Annotated in this window: 13 protein-coding genes; 12 read left to right on the top strand and 1 reads right to left on the bottom strand. The window is 37.9% G+C overall.

Going from position 1 to position 20,031, the window contains the following annotated elements:
• Window positions 1-21 precede the first annotated feature (21 nt).
• From K1X82_05830 to K1X82_05820, 3 genes are all read left to right on the top strand, one after another.
• Window positions 22-870 carry a DUF1571 domain-containing protein gene (locus K1X82_05830; GenBank protein MBX7181611.1) on the top strand — a complete coding sequence of 283 codons (849 nt, stop codon included), beginning with the start codon at window positions 22-24 and terminating at the stop codon, window positions 868-870.
• Between the two features lie 177 nt (window positions 871-1,047).
• On the top strand, window positions 1,048-5,484 hold the full coding sequence (locus K1X82_05825; protein MBX7181610.1) for a hypothetical protein: 4,437 nt from the start codon (window positions 1,048-1,050) through the stop codon (window positions 5,482-5,484).
• A gap of 10 nt (window positions 5,485-5,494) precedes the next feature.
• Window positions 5,495-7,000 (top strand): peptide MFS transporter, encoded by a 1,506-nt coding sequence (locus K1X82_05820; GenBank protein ID MBX7181609.1) that lies wholly within the window; start codon window positions 5,495-5,497, stop codon window positions 6,998-7,000.
• Window positions 7,001-8,027: 1,027 nt separating this feature from the next.
• Here the strand turns inward: K1X82_05820 and K1X82_05815 are convergent.
• Window positions 8,028-9,230, bottom strand: a complete 1,203-nt coding sequence (locus tag K1X82_05815; protein ID MBX7181608.1) for an NAD(P)-dependent oxidoreductase — start codon at window positions 9,228-9,230, stop codon at window positions 8,028-8,030.
• 339 nt (window positions 9,231-9,569) lie between these two features.
• On the opposite strand from K1X82_05815, the gene K1X82_05810 reads away from it, so the two are divergent.
• From K1X82_05810 to K1X82_05770, 9 genes are all read left to right on the top strand, one after another.
• A complete protein-coding gene (locus K1X82_05810) occupies window positions 9,570-10,196 on the top strand; it encodes a DUF4294 domain-containing protein (GenBank protein ID MBX7181607.1) in 627 nt (208 codons plus the stop codon).
• 73 nt (window positions 10,197-10,269) lie between these two features.
• A complete protein-coding gene (locus tag K1X82_05805) occupies window positions 10,270-12,606 on the top strand; it encodes a TonB-dependent receptor (protein MBX7181606.1) in 2,337 nt (778 codons plus the stop codon).
• A gap of 26 nt (window positions 12,607-12,632) precedes the next feature.
• Window positions 12,633-13,181, top strand: coding sequence for a hypothetical protein (locus K1X82_05800; protein ID MBX7181605.1), 549 nt, complete (start codon window positions 12,633-12,635; stop codon window positions 13,179-13,181).
• 91 nt (window positions 13,182-13,272) lie between these two features.
• Window positions 13,273-15,174 (top strand): hypothetical protein, encoded by a 1,902-nt coding sequence (locus K1X82_05795; GenBank protein ID MBX7181604.1) that lies wholly within the window; start codon window positions 13,273-13,275, stop codon window positions 15,172-15,174.
• A gap of 46 nt (window positions 15,175-15,220) precedes the next feature.
• Window positions 15,221-16,360 (top strand): T9SS type A sorting domain-containing protein, encoded by a 1,140-nt coding sequence (locus K1X82_05790; GenBank protein MBX7181603.1) that lies wholly within the window; start codon window positions 15,221-15,223, stop codon window positions 16,358-16,360.
• A gap of 6 nt (window positions 16,361-16,366) precedes the next feature.
• Window positions 16,367-17,332, top strand: coding sequence for a YitT family protein (locus K1X82_05785; protein MBX7181602.1), 966 nt, complete (start codon window positions 16,367-16,369; stop codon window positions 17,330-17,332).
• Window positions 17,333-17,414: 82 nt separating this feature from the next.
• Window positions 17,415-18,920 (top strand): HAMP domain-containing histidine kinase, encoded by a 1,506-nt coding sequence (locus K1X82_05780; GenBank protein ID MBX7181601.1) that lies wholly within the window; start codon window positions 17,415-17,417, stop codon window positions 18,918-18,920.
• Window positions 18,921-18,955: 35 nt separating this feature from the next.
• A complete protein-coding gene (locus K1X82_05775) occupies window positions 18,956-19,657 on the top strand; it encodes a response regulator transcription factor (GenBank protein MBX7181600.1) in 702 nt (233 codons plus the stop codon).
• Between the two features lie 84 nt (window positions 19,658-19,741).
• The gene (locus K1X82_05770) at window positions 19,742-19,912 is read left to right on the top strand and encodes a hypothetical protein (protein ID MBX7181599.1); all 171 of its coding nucleotides are present in this window, start codon (window positions 19,742-19,744) and stop codon (window positions 19,910-19,912) included.
• Window positions 19,913-20,031 lie beyond the last annotated feature (119 nt).

The following is a 20,031-nucleotide window of genomic DNA, read 5'->3' as shown; positions in this document are numbered from 1 at the left end:
TTGGCCAATCGATATTTATTTATGAAAAAAGCACTTGTTTTCATCGCATTGTTTTCTCTGGCAAATTTCACCCTTCACGCTCAACAAATCCCTGATAAAAAGGAGCTAACGGAAAAAATGCTGGCATCTATTAAAACCTTGAAAACCTTGAAATTCCATTTATGGAAACAAGAACGGTTGAAAGGAAAAATGGAAATAGGAGAACAAGAAGTGAAAATGTTTGTAAAGCCGTTTAAGGTGTATTTGTATAATTATTTACCAAATGTTGGAGCAGAAGTACTATTTATTGAAGGTAAAAACAATAATAAGGCCTTGGTTAATCCGAATAGTTTTCCATGGGCTAATCTAAACTTGGATCCATATGGCGATATCCTTAGAAAAGGTCAACACCACACCTTGTTTGAATTGGGTTTTGAATATACCGGTGGACTCCTTGCTGATGTTTATAAAAAATTTGGTCCGAAACTCAACGAATACTGCACAATTGAAGGTAGTATAAAATTTGCAAATCGTGACTGTTGGAAGGTTGTTTTGGAAAATAAAGAATATAAACTTGTTGATTACACTGTTTTGCCTGGTGAAGATTTAATCAAAATTGCAAAGAAACTTTGGGTAAGCGAATACGCACTTCTGGAAATAAATAACCTGAGAGATTACGATGGGGTTAAGCCGGGTCAGAAAATAAAAGTTCCTAATAGTTATGCTAAACGGGTTGTTTTATACATCGACAAAATAAATCATCTGCCTATTTACCAACAACTTTTTGACGAAAAAGGATTGTTTGCAGAGTATAAATATTCCAATTTGGTTATCAATCCAAAATTAGCAGAGGAAGAATTTACAGAAGATTACAAAGGTTACCACTTTTAGAATCAAGCAACTCCCACTTCAAATGCCTGAATTTCTCCAAGAAGTTCAGGCATTTTCTTTGTCATACAGGCACGATAATTGGTTTTAACAAATCGGGTTGACAGGCTTTTTGTTCAAAACTTCGATTTGAATAATTCCTGTCTTATCTTTTCTTTGCGTTTGAAGGAGATTATCCAAATGAAGAAACTACTAATGATAGGATTGGCACTTATTAATTGTTATGGTGCCTTAGGACAAACTTTGAAATCATTCCAGCATGATCAGGCAGCTTTTCTTAAGGAGATGAATGATTTCATGGTGCAAACAGATAAGAAGAAAACAGAGGAGTTTATGGAAAAATTTGCTCCTATTTGGAATGGAAGCAGTTTTTCTGCCACTCAAAGAGAAGCAATCTACAATACAAGTGATTTAATGCTTAAGAAACGACTTAAGGCTTATCCTCATTTTCAAAATTATTTGTTTACCTTAATGAGTTTCGTTGAATCAAAACAGAACGAAACCAGTTTTGCGGCTTGGCAAAGCAGTTTGGATAAATTACTCGGAAGAAGCAGTACCAAAAAGTTTGTTGCATATCTGGAAGTTTGTAACTACCTCTTTTCAAAAAATATTCTTTATAAGTCTGTTTCAACCGAATGGGCATCCGATAACAGCAATTATTCTTTCGGATTTGATAGTGTACCCTATATTCGTTTCCCAAAACTTACCTTGGTTTGCAGAGCAAAATCCGATTCATCTGTGGTGTATAACACTTCCGGAGATTATTATCCTACAGAAGAAACATTCCGGGGGAATGGAGGAAGGGTGAATTGGAAACGAGCAGGATTGCCCGAAAGCCAATGTTTTGCCGATTTAAAAAGATATTCCGTAGATATTGGTGGTTCTAAGTTTGTAGCCGATTCCGTAATTTTTACCAATTATGAAGCTTTTTCTAAACCTCTTATCGGACGATATGAAGATAAATTATTAGCCAATGTAGACAGTGCTAGCGCAACTTATCCTCGTTTTGAAAGTTACTTAAGAGACCTGGAAATTAAAGATTTTTTTAAAAATATCGATTACCGTGGAGGTTTTGCCCAACATGGAGCAAGGTTTCTTGGATATGGAAATAAACTGGTGGATGCCACCGTAACCATCAAACGTTTAAATGATAGTACTAAAAAAATTGAACCATTTTTGGTAGCACGAAGCAAGGCATTCTTGCTGAAAAAAGATAGAATTACTTCCCAAAAAGCGGCTATTTCCGTTTATTGGAAAAAAGATAGTATTTTTCATCCCGGACTGGAATTTAAGTTTATCAATACAGATAGAGAGGCTGCATTACTACGGGGTGAGGAAGGTATGAGCAAGGCCCCATTTTTAGATTCTTGGCATCATTGTGACTTGTATATTGATGCCATTTATTGGAAAATTGATGACCCCAGAATGGATTTTAAAATGCTGAGCGGTGGAGACCAAGCCAGAGCAATTTTTGAATCTCAAAACTACTATGACGAGGTTAGATACACTAAAATTCAAGGTATGGATGATGTTCATCCTTTTTCTAAATTAAAAAAATGTGCAGAAAGTTATGGTAGTAAAAAAATTCCTTTAGCTCAAGCAGCCTCTTGTTTGAAAATCAGCGAAAGTGCAGCCAAATCATTCTTGCTTAAACTGACAGTTTTAGGTTTTTGCGCCTATGATTTGGATAAAGATGAGGTAACCGTTAAAGATAAGGCTACCGATTATCTTCAAAACAGAGTTGGAACAAAGGATTACGACGTAATTCAGTTTATTTCTCAGATTGAAAAAGGCGGAAATGCTACCTTAAGCCTGTTGAATTTTGATTTACAAACACGGGGAGTTGCCGAGATTTTCCTCTCCGATTCACAGAATGTTTACATAGCGCCCAAAAACCAGGAAATTGTAATTAAGAAGGATAGAAACTTTACATTCGATGGAAAGGTTCAAGCCGGACGTTTTACATTTTTCGGTAAAGAATATGACTTCAACTACAATTTTTTTAAAATTAATCTGAATGCTGTGGATAGCCTTCGAATTAAAGTGCCATCCAAAGAAAAAGATGAGTTTGGTCGTCCTTTGAAATTAATTGCAGTAAAATCCCTGATACAAGATATCAGAGGGGAATTGTTCATCGATCAGCCTGCCAATAAATCCGGATTGAAAAACTTTCCTCAGTATCCAATTTTTAAAAGTTTGAAGGATTCCTATGTCTATTACGATAATAAGAATATTCAAAAGGGAGCTTATAAAAAGGAAAATTTCTATTTCCGAAATAAACCTTTTGAAATTGATTCCCTTGACAACTTTACCGCAGAAGGTTTGGCCTTTAAAGGAGAATTTAGTTCTGCCGGTATTTTTAATGACTTTGATGAGACATTAACCTTACAAGACGATTATTCCTTAGGTTTCAAAAAGAAAACACCACCCGGTGGAATGGATTTGTATGGTGGAAAAGGAAAGTTTACCAATGAAATCCAAATGAGTAATGAAGGATTAAAAGGTAGTGGTGAAATTAAATACCTTAATTCGGTGACAACTTCGAAGGAAATATTGTTTTATCCGGATAGTACCAATACTACGGCTGAAACTTATACCATGACCCAATCGGCCGGTCCTCCGGAATATCCGCAAGGAAATGCAGAAGGTGCTTTCGTTCATTGGTTGCCAAAAAAGGATGTAATGGAAGTTTCTTCCAGAGAAAAGCCTATTTCCTTATTTAACGGAATTAGCACCATGAAAGGTAAAGTTAGCCTTTCTCCTAAAGGTTTATCCGGAAATGGACTTATGGATTTTGATTTGGCAGAAATGGATTCCAAAAATTTTAAATACAAACAAAATTCGTTTTCGGCCGATACCAGTAACTTCCGGCTTACCGATCCAAATACCAAAGCTCCTTCCTTCACTACCACCAACCTGAAATCGAACATCGATTTTAATAAAAGGGTTGGGGAGTTTAAATCCAATGCAGGCGCTACCTCGGTTCAATTCCCGGTTAATAAATACATTTGTATGATTGATGAGTTTAAATGGTTTATGGACAAAGGAACCATTGACTTCATTTCTAAAAACAAGGTTAGCGGCGGGGATGGTGATCTGGTTGGTTCTAAATTCGTTTCTATTGCCCACGGTCAAGATTCCTTGTATTTTGTTTCACCCAAAGCAACCTTTGATCAAAAGGCCTTCACCATCACAGCCTTTGATGTTAAATATATCGAAAGTGCCGATGCCCAAATTTTCCCGGATAGCGGTAAGGTTGTGGTTAAAGAAAATGCAGATATGCAAGAGCTTAATAATGCCAAAATCATCGCTAATAGAACTACTAAATTTCATAAGTTGTATGAATGTAATCTGAAAATTACCGGACGTAAACGGTATAGCGGTAGCGGAAAATATGACTATGTAGATGTGGCAGGTCAAAAGAAATCCATTGCTTTGGATAAAATATCGGTTGATTCGGCCTTCCAAACCTATGGCGAAGGCAGCGTTCTGGAAGAAACAGGATTCACCCTTAGTCCTTATTTTGCTTATAAAGGTAAAGCGCAATTGTATGCCAGTAAGGAGTTCTTAACCTTTAATGGTAGCACTAAAATTATTCAAAATTGCGAAGGTATTGGTAGCAGTTGGTTGAGGTTTGAATCGGAAATTAATCCAAAAGAAATCCTTATCCCAATCGAAAAAGAACCCAAAGATGCCAATGGAAATAAAATCTCAACCGGTATTGTGTTAACCAAAGATAGTACCCATGTGTATCCAACTTTCCTTTCTAAAAAGGTTTCCTATTCCGATATCGATGTAATTGCTGCGGATGGATATTTGTATTATGACAACACCAGCAAGGAGTTTAGAATATCCAACAAAGAAAAATTGAAAGGAGCTGTGGTACCTGGTAACTTTATTAGTTTAAACGATAAATGCGTAGTGAATGGACAAGGTAAAATGAATTTTGGAGTTGATTTAGGGCAGGTAGAGATTCAACCGGTGGGTGTTATTAATCACATTATGGAAGCCGATACAACCGTGTTCAATGGATTTGTCGGTATGAACTTTTTCTTTAACGAAGAAGCAATGCGTATCATGGCTGAGAAGCTTTATAACCACTTTCCTCCGCTCGAAGCTGTTACCTATGGCAATGAATATGAAAAAGCCTTAATGGAGTTGGCCGGAAAGGAAAAGGCTACTAAATATATGCAAGAGCTGAACCTTTATGGTACATACAAAAAAACTCCTGAAGAACTCAACCAAACTTTATTCCTTAGCGATTTGAAATTGGCATGGAGCACCAAAAATAGTTCCTATCGCTACAAAGGATTTATTGGGGTAAGTTCCGTAATCGGTTTCCAGGTAAATAAACAATGCTACGGTGCCATTGAATATGTGAAAAAACGAGGTGGCGATAGCTGGTCTTTATATTTAGAGCCTAGCGAAGGTCAATGGTATTTCTTTACCTATCGCAACGGTTTAATGAGCGCAATTAGTAGTAATCAGGAATTTAATTCCGCCATTCGCGAAACAAAACTTGAAAAAAGAGATCATGCCGGCAAAGTTCATTACCAATACAACTTGTCTACCGAATTAAAAAAACGTGACTTCCTGAGAAGTTTTGAAACCAAATAATAGCGAACCTATGTCATTAACTAAAGAAGAGATTAGAAATTTTAAAGGGCCTTATCCGAAACAACTGTGGTATTTGTTTTTCTCCGAAATGTGGGAAAGGTTTTCATTTTATGGAATGAGGGGAATGCTGATGGTATTTATGGTTGGTCAGTTAAAAATGGAGGACAAGGTTGCCAACCTACAGTATGGAGCAATTCAGGCTTTTGTTTATGCCTTCACTTTTGTGGGTGGCATTTTTGCCGACAAAATTTTTGGATTTAGAAAATCGCTTTTTTGGGGCGGAATTCTAATGATTATCGGAAGTGTGGTTTTAGCCATTGATCCCCAAAAATTCTTTTTCTTAGGAATCGGGTTTAATATTATAGGAACAGGGTTTTTTAAGCCCAATATTTCTTCCATTGTTGGAGAATTGTATCATCCCGATGATACCAGAAGGGTTTCAGGATTCTCTTTGTTTTATGCAGGTGTTAATTTAGGTGCCTTCCTGGGCGGATACTTTTGCATCGCCATTGCCAATGGAAATTTCCTCGAATCCTATATTCCTGAAGCATTGCGCTGGAATGTGGCTTTTGGCTTGGCTTCCATCGTCATGTTTGTTAGCATTATCACCTTTACTCAAACCCAGAAAAATCTAGGTGAAATAGGTTTGTCTCCGCTTGAAAATGAAGATCCTAAAAAAAGGAAAATGCTGGAATGGCTAACCTACATTGGAAGCGTTTTGTTTATCCCAATTGTTATGTTAATGGTTTCTGAAACCAAATACACCGATTTATTCATGTATATCATCGGACCATTATCGATTGTTTATCTTATTTATGAGATGCGAAACTTTTCTGCGGCGGAAAATAAAAAGCTGGTAGCCGCTATGGTTTTTATTCTATTCTCTATTTTCTTTTGGGCTTTTTACGAACAAAGTGGTGGAAGCTTAAGTTTGTTTGCCGCCAATAATCTTCACAATACCATATTGGGAATTTCTTTCGACCCTAACGGCGTAAACAATTCGGCCAACTCCTTGTTTGTTATCATTTTCGCTCCCTTGTTGGGTATGTTTTGGGTTTTCTTATCCAATTTTAAGCTAGAACCCAATACCTTAATCAAGTTTGGATTAGGTTTCCTTTTCCTCGCTGCCGGTTTTTTCATATTTAATTTTTCCTCCACTTTTGCAACTCCGGATGGTAAAACATCCTTGGGTATTTTCACCTTTGCCTGGTTCGTAATAACTTTTGGTGAACTTTCATTATCTCCAATCGGAATGTCGATTATGACTCAATTATCGCCCAAAAAATTGCAAGGTGTTATGATGGGAATGTGGTTTCTAGCAAGTGCTTACGGACAATATTTGGCCGGAATTTTAGGTGCAAACATTGCAGAAGCATCCGCCAATTCAACCAATTTGGGCAAGTTGATGGTATATGCAGCAGGTTATAAACAATTGGCCATTTATGGATTAATTTGCGGTGTAGTTTTAATCGCAATTTCTCCCCTGGTTCGAAAATTAATGGGTGAGGTTCGGTAAATGATCAAACTTTTGGGCCTGTTGGTCTATTAGATAAGTTTTAGTTATGCGGGCCCCCTCCGCCAACCAAAATCCTGCAATTCCAAAGGAAAAAAAATTGGCGTTCGGGTCACGCTTTCGCCTGTAGTCCTCGTCCCCCTAGGCTAAAGCCGTAGTGGTCCTGTGGGCTACTTGGCTCTATCGTTGCCCGAGGGTGCAACCCCCAATGTCCATCCTTCGACCTTGCATTAACCCTGATTACGCATTAGAAATGCCAAAACGAGTTAAGAATTTGTAAATCGATTTGTTTGTCCAAATTGATAATACCGATAGCAAATCTGTAATAGTCCAATTATGCTTCGCATTAATTTGCCTAAACACCTTTTGCATCGGCATTTACCACTGTAATTTTCAAACTAGTTTTTGGACTATTTTTCAAATAACATTGGTATAACAACTTCTTCCCGAAATACTTCAGGAGGGGTAAACCCAACTAAATCAAGTAGTTCGGATTTGAAATCTTCCTATTGATTAATACCGAATGTACATTATATTTAGTCCAATTTTAGGCATTAATTTTTATTGAGAAAATTGGCCTAACATTCTGTATACTCGGCATTTATACCGAATGGACAAAATGTATAGTCCAATTTTATATTTAAATTTTCTTGAAAAAATCGGACTAACATTTTGTATCCTCGGTACTTACCAATCTAAATTTATAAAAGCCTTCGGACTATTTATAAATTAAAATTGGTATAAATTGGGATAAACCGGAATTGAATTCTTTTGCAGCTTTATTATCCGTATAAAAATGGAAATGGATTGGTCATAGCTCTGTACACTCGGGCTTGCACGGACCTTCCGGGTAGGGATAGTAACGGAAAGCCCACAGCCCCGAACCCTTTCGGGGCGAGGACTTGTAGTGAATAGCCCGGCCCTGAGCCCGCAAAAAACTGGTCGATGTGTCAAAGCCTATGCGAAGGGACCCGCCTAATAAAACATAAAAAAATCTTCAAATCTTCCCATCTGATTAGGAAGTTCTGACTCAATTCAATTCGGCATATTCTTTCAAGTAAGAAAAATGTTGGGTTAATTGCCCGTTTTTACAAATGGTGGCCCGCTCAATGGTTTTATCTTTATCAGGACCAAGCAAGTAAGGGAAAACTCGATCCAGTAAGGCTTTTCCGAAGTCTTCCGAAGCATCTCTGGGCAATTCGCACGGCAAATTATCCACCGCCATTACGGTTATGGTATTTTTACTAAAAGCTACATCTTCCTTTTCAGTTTGGGGGTTATAGCCATAAAACGGATGTTCAATGGTACTTGCACGGGAGGTACTCGGAACCGAACCGTTAATGTCGCAAGTTACATCGGCAATAACTGAAATTCGAAAGTTATCTGCTTTCATGTCTTCCTTCGTAAACAGCACCGGGGCTTTCGGATTCCAATAATGGCAGGTAATTAGCAAGTCGCAAGCAGAGGTAAAAGGTAAAAAGCAAGAATGATACCTTTCCGGATATTCATAAAATTCCTTATCGTTCCAGTTATCGCCCGAATTGCTCTCGTTGTAATCTTTGGAATGGATTTGACAATAAACCGGTTCGCGGTAATGGCAATTTAAAAATTCGTAGGCAGTTACTTTTCGGATTTTTAATGCACCCAAAATCTCAATAGCACCATTGGCAACACGTCCACCTCCGGTAACAAGAATTTTAATATTGGGAAGTTTAACCCTTTCCAATTCCTCTTCCAGTTCTTCCAAATCGCGGCATTTCCAGGCTGGTTGTAGGTCGAATAAATCGTATTTCCTTCCATAACCAAGCAGACCGTTATAGGCACCAACAATACCGGCAAAACGTCCAAAACCGATGATTCTATTGTGTTTTATATCGGTTAAACATTCATAATCGATCATTTCAATGTTTTTTTCCAACAAACTCTTCATTAATTTCTGATTATGAGGTTGCTTTTTTATGGTATGAGAAAAAAACATATGCTTTTTGCCGGGGACCAAATTGGGAATAGGAATTTCTTTGATACCCATTATAAGATCGCAATGGCTGATGTCGTCCACTAAGGGCAAGCCAAAGTTTTCAAATTCTTCATCATCGTAGCTTCGAATTAGACTTTTTTGGACAAACACCTCCACCTCCGGATATTCCTTCATCAATTGAGAACATTGCAACGGAGTTAATGGCACCCGCTTATCAGCAGGGATTTTTCCTTCTTTAATAATACCTATTTTCATTACAGTAAACGGGTGCAAAATTAACCAAACACCGATTGGAATAACTTCGTCTAAATAAGTCCAATACCATTCCAATGAATAATTTCCGAGAAGAGGTGCTTAATTAAGAGAATTGGCTTGGTTTGGTCAATCCGTTTTTTTTCAAGGATTTTCCTAGAGATTTTCATTGTTACTGCAAGGACAAGCAGGTGTTTATAATTGCTGAATTTTGCAAAATCCATTGTCTTTTTGCCCGGGTTACACGGTGTTTTCGATTGAATTAAAATGGATTTTGTTTTGGAAAAACCCCAAAAAGGTATTACTTTTGAATTTGGTATGGTATTTGGAAAACCTCTTTGTATGAAAAATAATATCCGAAAGATTTTGGTTCTTTTGATTTTTCTTCCTTGGATTTCAAAAGGACAAACCACCATAACTGATACTGCCGAGTATAATCGTACTCATTCCAAAAAGGTTTATTTTGCAGCTGTTGCCATTCATGATGGTGATACCTTGCCGGCCTTTTACCTTGCACCGGTTTTTTGTCGAGATAAAATGGTTTTTAAAAGTGCGAAGGATGAGCGTAAATGGAGAAAATTGGTCAGGGATGTAAAGAAGGTGTATCCGTATGCTAAAATAGCAGGCAGTAAATTGAGACAATGTGAGGCTCAACTTGCCTTACCTGAAAACCAAGGAAGAAAGAAGGAGTTAATGAAAAAGGCAGAAAAGGAAATTAAAGCCGAGTTTGAAGGAGATGTTCGAAATATGACCTGGACCCAAGGAATTATTCTTCTGAAATTGATTGATCGAGAAACCACACATAGTAGTTATGAGATTGTTAAAGAATTAAGGGGAAGTTTATCGGCCTTTTTTTGGCAATCCCTGGCCAGAATTTTTGACATAAATTTAAAAACGGAATATGATCCGGGAGGAAGCGACAGGCAAATTGAAGAAATTGTCCAAAAAATAGAAAGAGGGGAGTTATAATCTCCTTTTTTTATGGAATTTCCACAAATGCAATACTGTTGCATTTGTGAAAATTTTGATTACTTTTGCATCAATGTTGCAATTAGGGAAACTATGTAGTTGGATTTTGCTTTTTGTATTGTTGGGATTAAAGGCTATTTCCCAGCAAAGCAATTGTCATTTGAGTCTGAGTGGTTCCATAACCGACAGAGATACAAAGGAGAGTTTGGCTTATGCATCCATTGCTTTAAAGGGTACGCATTACCAGCAGGTTGCAGACTCGTTAGGAAATTTCCAGTTCAAGAATTTATGTGAAGGCATGTATATTTTAGAGTGTAGCCATATTGGATGTCATCCATTTCAGGATACCATATGGTTGCAGGAGTCGATGCAGATTTTAGTACACATGCCTCACAATGCGCATAGTTTGGAGCATTTAATCGTATGCGAAAAAAAGGAGGAGCAAGATCAAACCAAGGTCATGGCTGTTATTCAGGCCAGGGCTTTATTTGAAACCAGGGGGTTAAATTTAGGAGAAAGTTTAAAAAAGTTGCCCGGAGTTACGGCACTTCAAACCGGGGCCTCCATTTCGAAACCGGTGGTTCATGGAATGCATAGCAACCGTTTATTGATATTAAACAATGGGGTTAGGTTGGAAGGTCAACAATGGGGAAGTGAGCATGGCCCCGAGATTGATCCATTTTGGGGGAATGAACTAAGTTTAATAAAAGGAGCAGCCAGTGTGAGGTATGGTAGTGATGCACTTGCCGGAGTTATTTTAGTTAATCCGGCACCTATGCCCAAGAATCAAAAGCTGAGTGGAGATTTAACACTAGCCGGAATATCCAACGGGTGGGGTGGGGTAGGTTCGCTTCATTTACAAGGTAATCCCAAGCGTTGGGAACATTTTAGTTGGAGGGTACAAGCCACAGCCAAGGAAGTTGGGAATGTTCGAACACCCGGTTATTGGTTAAAGAATACCGGTATGAAAGAAGAGAATTTCTCGGGAACCCTTTCCTATACCCAAACTACTTGGGGGGTAGATATTTATGGTTCATCCTTTAATTCCAAAATTGGAATTTTTTCCGGGTCACATATCAACAACCTGAGCGATTTGCAAAATGCAATGAACAATAAAACCCCTGCAGATAGCTCCGGATTTTCATATATTATTGCTCGTCCATACCAACGAATTAATCACCAAACAGCCAAGTTATCGGCTTTTGTGCTAGTAGGAACCAAAGGCAAACTGCTTTATCAATTTGCCTTTCAAAACAACCATCGAAGAGAATGGGACAAACATCCACCTTTAAATGATAGTCTGGCGGCATTGGATCATCCTGAATTTGATTTTGCAATCCAAACTTATACGAACGACTTAATATGGGAAGGTTCGAGTTGGAAAGGATTCGAAACGACTGCAGGGGTAAATTGGATGTTTCAAAACAACAAAACCACCGGAAGGTATTTTATTCCCAATTTCATTTCCAATACGATCGGTGTATTTTTGGTAGAAAGGTTTAAAAAAGATAAATGGGAAATTGAAGCAGGATTTCGGTTTGATACCAAGTTTCAAACTGCCAATACTTTAGTTTCAAAAGTTATTGTTCCCATTTCATTAACCTGGAACAATGTAAGTTATGACTTGGGGTTCCAATATAAGTTTACAAAACCTTGGAATATAAAATTGAATTTTGGCAAAGCATGGCGGGCTCCGGCCATTAATGAACTTTATGCCAAGGGGCTTCATCATGGAGCAGCCGCTGTTGAATTGGGAGATTCCGGGTTGAAAACCGAAAAATCATTTAATACTAATTTGGAAATCATTGGGGCAGTTGAAAATACCATCCGCATTCAGCTAAGTGGATATTTAAATTATATTTCAAACTACATTTACCTGCAACCGATTTTGCCGGCAACATTAACTATTTCTGGTGCTTTTCCTACTTTTCAATACAAGCAGGCCAATGCTTTGTTTTTGGGATCAGATTTAGATATAGACTATTCTCCGCTTAGGTATTTAGCCATTCAAGCCAAGGTTTCCTTGTTGAGGGTGGAGAACCCACAAAATGGCAGTCATTTTCCCATGATACCGCCCAATAAATACGAGTTGGGATTGGAGTTTAAATTGGGTAATTGGGGGAAATTGGTACAAAACTATATACAGTTAAGTGGTCAATGGGTTGATCAACAAAGAATGGCCAAGGATGTAGTTGATTATATGCAAGTTCCTGCTGGATATTTTTTATTCAATGCCAATATGGGAGGTAAGATAAAACTTCGTGAAAATGAACTGGTTATTGGTATTTCCTTAACAAATATATTGAATACATCTTATCGTGATTATATGGATCGTTTCAGGTACTTTTCAAATGCCCCGGGGATTAATTCCATTTTTAAAATTCAATATTTTTTTAATTCCAATTCGTAACTCATAATTCATAATACATAATTCAAATGAAAACAAAATCTCAACTATTGCTCACCTTAAGCTTTTCTGCTTTGTGGATGTTTAATTCATGCAAACCGGACGATCCGGCACCTACCAACGAAGAAGAATTGATTACCTCCTTGGTCATGAACTTCACGGACTCTGCGACCCAACAAGTAAATACTTTTCAATTTCGCGATCCGGATGGAGCCGGAGGCAATAGCCCGATTGTATTTGATAGTCTACAATTGAAATCTAACTCTACTTACTATGTATCCATCCTTTTACTTGACGAAAGTAAAAGTCCGGTTGATACCATTTCCAACGAAGTAGAAGAAGAAGGAGTGGATCATCAGTTTTTTTACAATGTAACGAATGTTTCTGTTCAAACCAGCTATGAAGATCAGGATGCAAATGGAGCACCGATTGGATTGGAGTCGAAATGGAAAACGGGTGTTGCAGGAATTGGATCAGTAATGGTTGTACTAAAGCATCAACCCGGGGAAAAGAATGGCTCCCAATCAACCGGAGAAACCGATGTTGAGGTTAATTTTCCTACCGAAATTACCGATTAGAAGCGAAAATATTGACTGAACTGCAATTCAATAACAACTTTTGAGTTTTTGGGCTTGTGAATTCTCTTATTTTCGCAGGCTCAATTTTCTAGTGCAAAAGTCTTTTAATCATAAATCGGTTTTCCTTCAAGTAAGTTTCCTGTTGCTTGTTTTCTTGGGTTTTATTCAAGAAGCCAAGCCACAGGGACAGCTTGAATTAATTGGGTTTGTGAAGAAAAATGGACAAGCGGTTCCGAGTGCTGAAATCAAAATTTTTTCGGCTTCCGGAGACCTTAAACTGAGATCAACTGATGCCACCGGAATATTTAAGGCCAAATTACCATTGGATCAGGAATTCATTATTTCGGCTCAAATACCGGGAACTTTGGCCAAGCAAATCAATATCAATACAACAGTACCTGCAAGTTCCAAGAATGGCAAATATACTTTTCGTGTTGAAATTGACTTAACTCCACCCAAGGCCGATACAAAAGGCAAGAAGGTGTTTGAAGAAAGCATTGGTTTATTAAAATTCAATCCATCTTCCAATGGTTTTGTTGTAACTGCAAATCCACCAAAAAAATCGAGAGCTGAACTAGAAAAAGAAGAAGCTGCTAGAGAAGCCGCCGCCAGGGCAGCTAAATTCAGAGAAGAGCAACTTCGCTTAGCCAAAGAAGAGGCAGAGAGACAAAAATATTTAGCAATCTTAAAGGAAAAGAAGGCGGCAGATTCTATTGCTGCATTAGCGGCAAATTCTCAATTAGCTGCTCGAACTGAGGCCGAGAAAAAGAAGCTGGAAGAGGCAGAATTGGTTAGAAAGGAAGCGGAAGCCCAAAAGCAAGCCATGAGGGAATCTGCTTTGAAAGATAAAATGGCGAAAGATTCCTTAGCAAAATTAGCTGAGATTCAAAAAAGCAAAGAGTTGGCAGACTTAAAGGAAGCAGCCAGAAAGAAAAAGGAAGAGGAATTAAAACAGAAGGAAGAAGCCGCTGCTAAACTTGCTGCTGATAGAGAGCAAATTAAACAGAATGCTGCAAGGGCTAAAATTGTTGCCGACAGCACAGCCAAAGCTAAACGAGAGGCGGATTTATTGGCTTCCCAACAGTTGAAGGATGCAGAAAAGAAGAAACGTTTGGAAGAAGAGTTGGCTAAAAAAGCTGCTGAGCAAAAGGCGGAGGCTGATCGAAAAGCAGTTGAACAGGCTGAACGAAATGCAGCAGAGGCCGAACAATTGAGGATAAAGGCAGAAATTGCAGCACAAAAAGATGCTGAAAAGAAAAAAGAATTGGAAGCTGAATTGGCCAAAAAAGCAGAGATAGAGAAGGCAAGGCAAGAAGCAGCGGCAGTTCGGGAAGCAGAAATTAAGAAAAAGCAGGAATTAGAAAGAGCAAAACGAGAAGCAGAATTAAAGGCAAAACAAGAACGAGAAACTGAAATTGCCAACCAAAAGGCAGCCGAAGAAAAAGCAAAATTAGAGGCAAAAGCAGCAGCAGAGGCCGAACGCCAAAAACGATTGGAAGAAGAAAGAATTGCCGCAGACGCAGTGAAAAAAGCAAAAGAAAGGGCCCAATTTGTGGCAGATTCAACTTATAAGGCCCAAAAAGATGCTGAACGTTTAGCAGAAGAAGCCCGATTAGCAGAAATTAAGGCAGCCGAAGAGAAGGCAAGGCAAGAGAAAGCCGAAAGGGAAAGATTGGAAGAGGAAGCAAAAATGGCTCTTGAAAAGGCAAAACAAATAGAAGCTGATAAGAAAAAACAAGAAGAATTGGAGTTGTTAAGAGAGAAACGAAAAGCCAATACCTTGGAAATTTCTACTTCCAAAGAGGGGAATAAAACAACCCAATTACAAGTGTTCAAGGTAGATGGAGGAACCTTTCGATTGAAAAAGGTAAATTATTCATATGGCGCTGTTTTTTACTTTCTAAATGATGCCGATATTTCTGAAAATCTGTATGAAAGTGAATTGAAACGCCTGAAAGAACAAGTGAATCCTGAAAATATTTCAGAGAAATAGATTTTCTTTTTGTCCTAGTTGGATTTTCCTTATTTTGGCCTTTACCATGAAACAAATTTTTACATTGCTATTATTCTGCTATTCAAGTATTTCCATAGCAGCTACCTATCCTATTGGAAGGCAATCTTTAACCATTATTGACCCAAACCGCTCTAATCGTTCCATTGATTTGGAATTGGTTTACCCGGCTGTAACTTCCGGAACACAAACCGCTATAGCCGACGGTAGTTTCCCTTTGGTCAGTTTTGGGCATGGATTCCAAATGACTTATGATGCCTATTCGCCTATTTATGACAGTTTAGCCAGTTGGGGTTATGTGGTGGCAAATTTAAAAACCGAAGGAAGTTTTTCTCCAAGTCATACTGATTTTGGCAAAGATTTGGCATTTGTTGTTGATTATTTCCTGGAACAAAATACCCAAAGTTCATCCTTTTTATTTGGGAAATTAAATGGAAAATCAGCCATTGGAGGTCATAGCATGGGTGGAGGAGCCTCTTTGTTGGCTTCTCAATTTACAACAAATGAAACCTGTATTTTTAATTTTGCAGCGGCTGAAACCAACCCTTCAGCAATTGCTCAATGTAGTTTATCAGTTGACCAACCGCTTTTAATGTTGGCCGGAACCTATGATTTGGTTACTCCAACTGCCACCAATCAAGAACCAATGTATCAAGCGGCAATAAGTGGGTGTAAGTTTTTTGTCAATTTAACCGGAGCATACCATTGTCGTTTTGCCGGTACCAGTATCACTTGTGAGTTTGGAGAAACGGTTTTGAATCCTCCATCCGGAGGGTTATCACGTGATCAACAGTTGCAACTGACCAGAACCATTTTGAGGCCTTGGTTAGATTATTGGTTACAAAATAATAGTCAGGCCTGGAACCAATTTTCCTCCATTGTAGCGTCTCAACAAGGTTTTACTTCCTTAACTTCATGTGAGCAATCCATGGATGAAACTCGGGCCAATCAGGTACGAATTTATCCAAATCCCGGAAAATCTCAATTAATTATTGAACCGATTTCAGGAAGCAAATTAGTTCGTATTGTGGATATGTATGGCAAGCAGCTTGTTCAAATTTCTGCAGAAGGAAAGAATAAGTTAGTTCTTGATTTGAATTTGTCATCCGGATTATACCTGGTGTATGTTGATACTATGGCTATGCCGGCTAAATGGTTGGTAGAGTAAAACAGCATGAAGGAATTATTTCTCAAAATACTTTGGTGGATATTTGAAGGAGAACCTTTAAAACAAGGAAGTATTTCACGGTTTGAAAGAGCCAAGTCGTATCGTCAAATTCGAAAATCCATGTTTCGGTTAGCGAAAGATGGTGTATTGATGGCCTTAGGGATTTTTTCAGCTGCATTTGGATTGGAAAGTTTTTTGCTTCCCAGCAGTTTCATAGATGGCGGTGCCACTGGAATTGCTCTACTCATTAACGAAGTGCAAGGAATTCCTCTTCCAATTTTATTGGTTGTGCTAAATATTCCTTTTGTTTTACTGGGTACCAAGGTTGTAAACAGGCAATTTGCCATTAAAACAGCCACTTCTATTACCGGTTTAGCCTTGGTAACAGCATTGGTGCCTTTTCAAGTGGTTACGCATGATAAATTGTTGGTCTCTGTATTTGGTGGTTTTTTTCTGGGTGCAGGAATTGGTTTATCGGTGAGAGGTGGTGCTGTTATTGATGGAACAGAAGTATTAGCCATTTTTATTAGTAGGAAGCTTAGCACCACCATAGGAGATGTAATTATCTTTTTTAATATTCTTATTTTTTCGATTGCAGCCTATTTGTTATCAGTTGAAGCTGCTTTATACTCTATGGTTACCTATTTGGCTGCCAGTAAAACAGTCGATTTTATCATTGAAGGAATTGAAGAATATACCGGGGTTACCATCATTTCGGCTCATAGCGATGAAATACGTAAAATGATTATCAGTGATCTTGGCCGTGGAGTTACCGTTTACAAAGGTGAAAGGGGCTTTGGGAGTCATGGACATCGCGATAATATTGATATCGTTTATACCGTAATTACCCGATTGGAAATTAGTAGACTAAACGCTGAAATTGAGCGAATTGATCCCAATGCATTTGTTGTCATGAATACTATTAAGGATACCAAAGGTGGGATGGTCAAAAAGCGTCCGTTAAAGCATTAATTTGAAACCCTTTCAATGGGATAATGATTAAAATAAGTTAATCTCATTTTAATAAACCTGGCTCGATATAATTTTGCGAGCCTTGAATAGTAAAAACTTAATTCGAATTGCAGTTTCCATGGGAGTTTCCATGTTGGGACTGATTTTCATTGAAATTTATTGGATTAAGAATGCCATAGAATTAAGAAATGGGCAATTGACCAGAGATGTGAACGATGTTTTGGCACAAGTGTCCAAGAAAATTGAGCTGGTTCGAAGAGAAAGGGCTTTTGATATCAAGAATATTTTATCGCAACGAGAAGAAGAATTATTTAGTGGATTGGATTCCTTAAACAAGGCAGCTATCAACAATGGTGAAACTTGGAATGTAAAGATTATAGAAGAATCAACCAAGGATTCGGCAGGTAGGATAGTACGACATACTCGTGAAAGGAAATATGGAACCAATATGCCCAGAATGGTGGGAGAGATGTCTCCAGGTAGCTTGGCAGAATATTCTGATTTAATGGTGAAGCAAAAGGAGTTAGATTTAAAGTTGGATTCAGCGCTCATTGATTCCATTTTGAAATCGGACTTAGCCATACGAGGGATTGAGGCCCCCTTCTATTTTGCCATTTTTGATGATTACCAAAATATTATCCTACGTTCCGATACCTCCGCAGAAATAAAATGTTTGCAAACCAGTCGTTTTAAAAAAGAAATTGCAGGGTTAAATAAAACAGCCCCTAAGGAAGTACTTTCCGTAGTATTTAAAAACCTTTCAGCCTACGAGCTTCAAAACATTTGGGTGATGCTTATCGCATCAGCACTTTTTACTTTGGTGATGCTATGGATATTTTATTACACCCTATCTTCCATTGTAAAACAAAAGAAACTGGCTGATATTCGAAGTGATTTCATTAGCAATATGACCCATGAGTTTAAGACTCCAATTTCAACTATTTCCTTGGCTTGTGAGGCATTGAATGATCCGGAAGTGGAGAAAACGGAAGAAAAGGTGTTTAACTACATTGGAATTATTCACGATGAGAATAAACGCTTGAGTTTGCTGGTTGAAAATGTGCTTCAAACGGCTTTGATTGAAAAGGATGGATTGAAACTCAAGCTGGAACAAGTAAATATTAACCAATTGATTAATAAGGTAGTAACCAATGTCGGATTAATGGTGGAGAAAAAAGGGGGAGAATTATTGGTTGATCTGAAAGCTGAACAAGAAGAATTGCTTGCGGACAGAGTTCACCTCACCAATGTTATTTTTAATCTTATTGACAATGCCTTGAAATATACCATTGAGAGTCCTTTAATTGTAATTTCAACCCGTAATCAAAATAACGGGTTGGTTATTTCGATTTCGGATAATGGTATGGGAATTTCAAAAGAGAACAGGGAAAGGATTTTTGAAAAATTTTACCGTGTTCCAACCGGAAATGTTCATGATGTTAAAGGTTTTGGCCTTGGTTTAAGTTATGTAAAAGCCATTACCGATATGCATCATGGTGAAATTCATATTGAAAGTGAAGTAGGAAAAGGAAGTACCTTTGAAATTTTCTTGCCTCAAGACACCAGTTTTACACCTATTGAATCCTAATAATTTACCCAAATAATCGCAAATCCTAACTCCAAATGAGCAAATCTGATAGTAAAAACATCTTACTGGTTGAAGATGATCACAACCTAGGTAATCTTTTAAGAGAATATTTAGAAGCAAAAGGTTTTCAAGCCACCTTAGCAACCAACGGTAAACAAGGTTATGAGAAATTTATTCAAGGTAATTTTGATATCTGCATTTTGGATGTGATGATGCCTTTGAAAGATGGCTTTACCCTGGCAGAAGAAATTAGAGCAACGGATAAAACAGTCCCTATTGTTTTTGTTACTGCCAAATCCATGAAAGAAGACCGCCTGAATGGTTTTAATAAAGGAGCGGATGACTATATTTCAAAGCCTTTTTCAATGGAGGAGCTTTTGTTGAGGGTGAAAGCAATTCTAAGAAGAACGAATCCTGAAACCCCAACCCTGGTGGTTCATCAGCCGATGAAAGTGGGGGATTATGCTTTCGATCATCATCACCAAACCTTGGAATATAAAGGAGAAAAGCAAAGACTAACTACGAAGGAGTCAGAATTGTTAAACTTGCTTTGCATCAATAAAAATGATGTAATGGATCGCAATTATGCACTGAACAAAATTTGGGGAAGTGATAATTATTTCAACGCCCGTAGCATGGATGTTTATATCGCTAAACTTAGAAAATACCTTTCCAAAGATAAGAAAGTTGAAATTGTGAATGTGCATGGGAAAGGTTTTAAATTGATTGAAAGTTAAGACTAATTAAAAAAATAATATGGGAAATGGTTTTAGTTTAAACCATTTCCCTTTTTTGTGCTCTAAACTTTACTTTTACACATAATGAGGTATAGGATATCCGGATTATTGGTATTCCTGCTTTTGCCATTGGCAAGTGTAGGTCAATTCGACCTGGATACCGTAATGCGTTATTCTTCCAGTTTGGTATTTAAACCAGCTCTTAATGTTTCCGGAACTTTGGTACCCTATCGGGAAATAGAAAAAACGGGTTAATAGACAAATTTCAGGCTGTAAATTGCTGTATCTGTTGCTGTGTATAGCTTTGACGAATTTGAAAGGTTATGAATAAAAAAAGTGCCTTCATTGTTCCAGCTCAATCCTTAAGAAAAATG

This window comes from Bacteroidia bacterium (genome assembly GCA_019695265.1).
Lineage (GTDB): Bacteria > Bacteroidota > Bacteroidia > JAIBAJ01 > JAIBAJ01 > JAIBAJ01.
The sequence above is the reverse complement of the archived record's forward strand: the minus strand, read 5'-3'. Positions and strand labels throughout refer to the sequence as shown.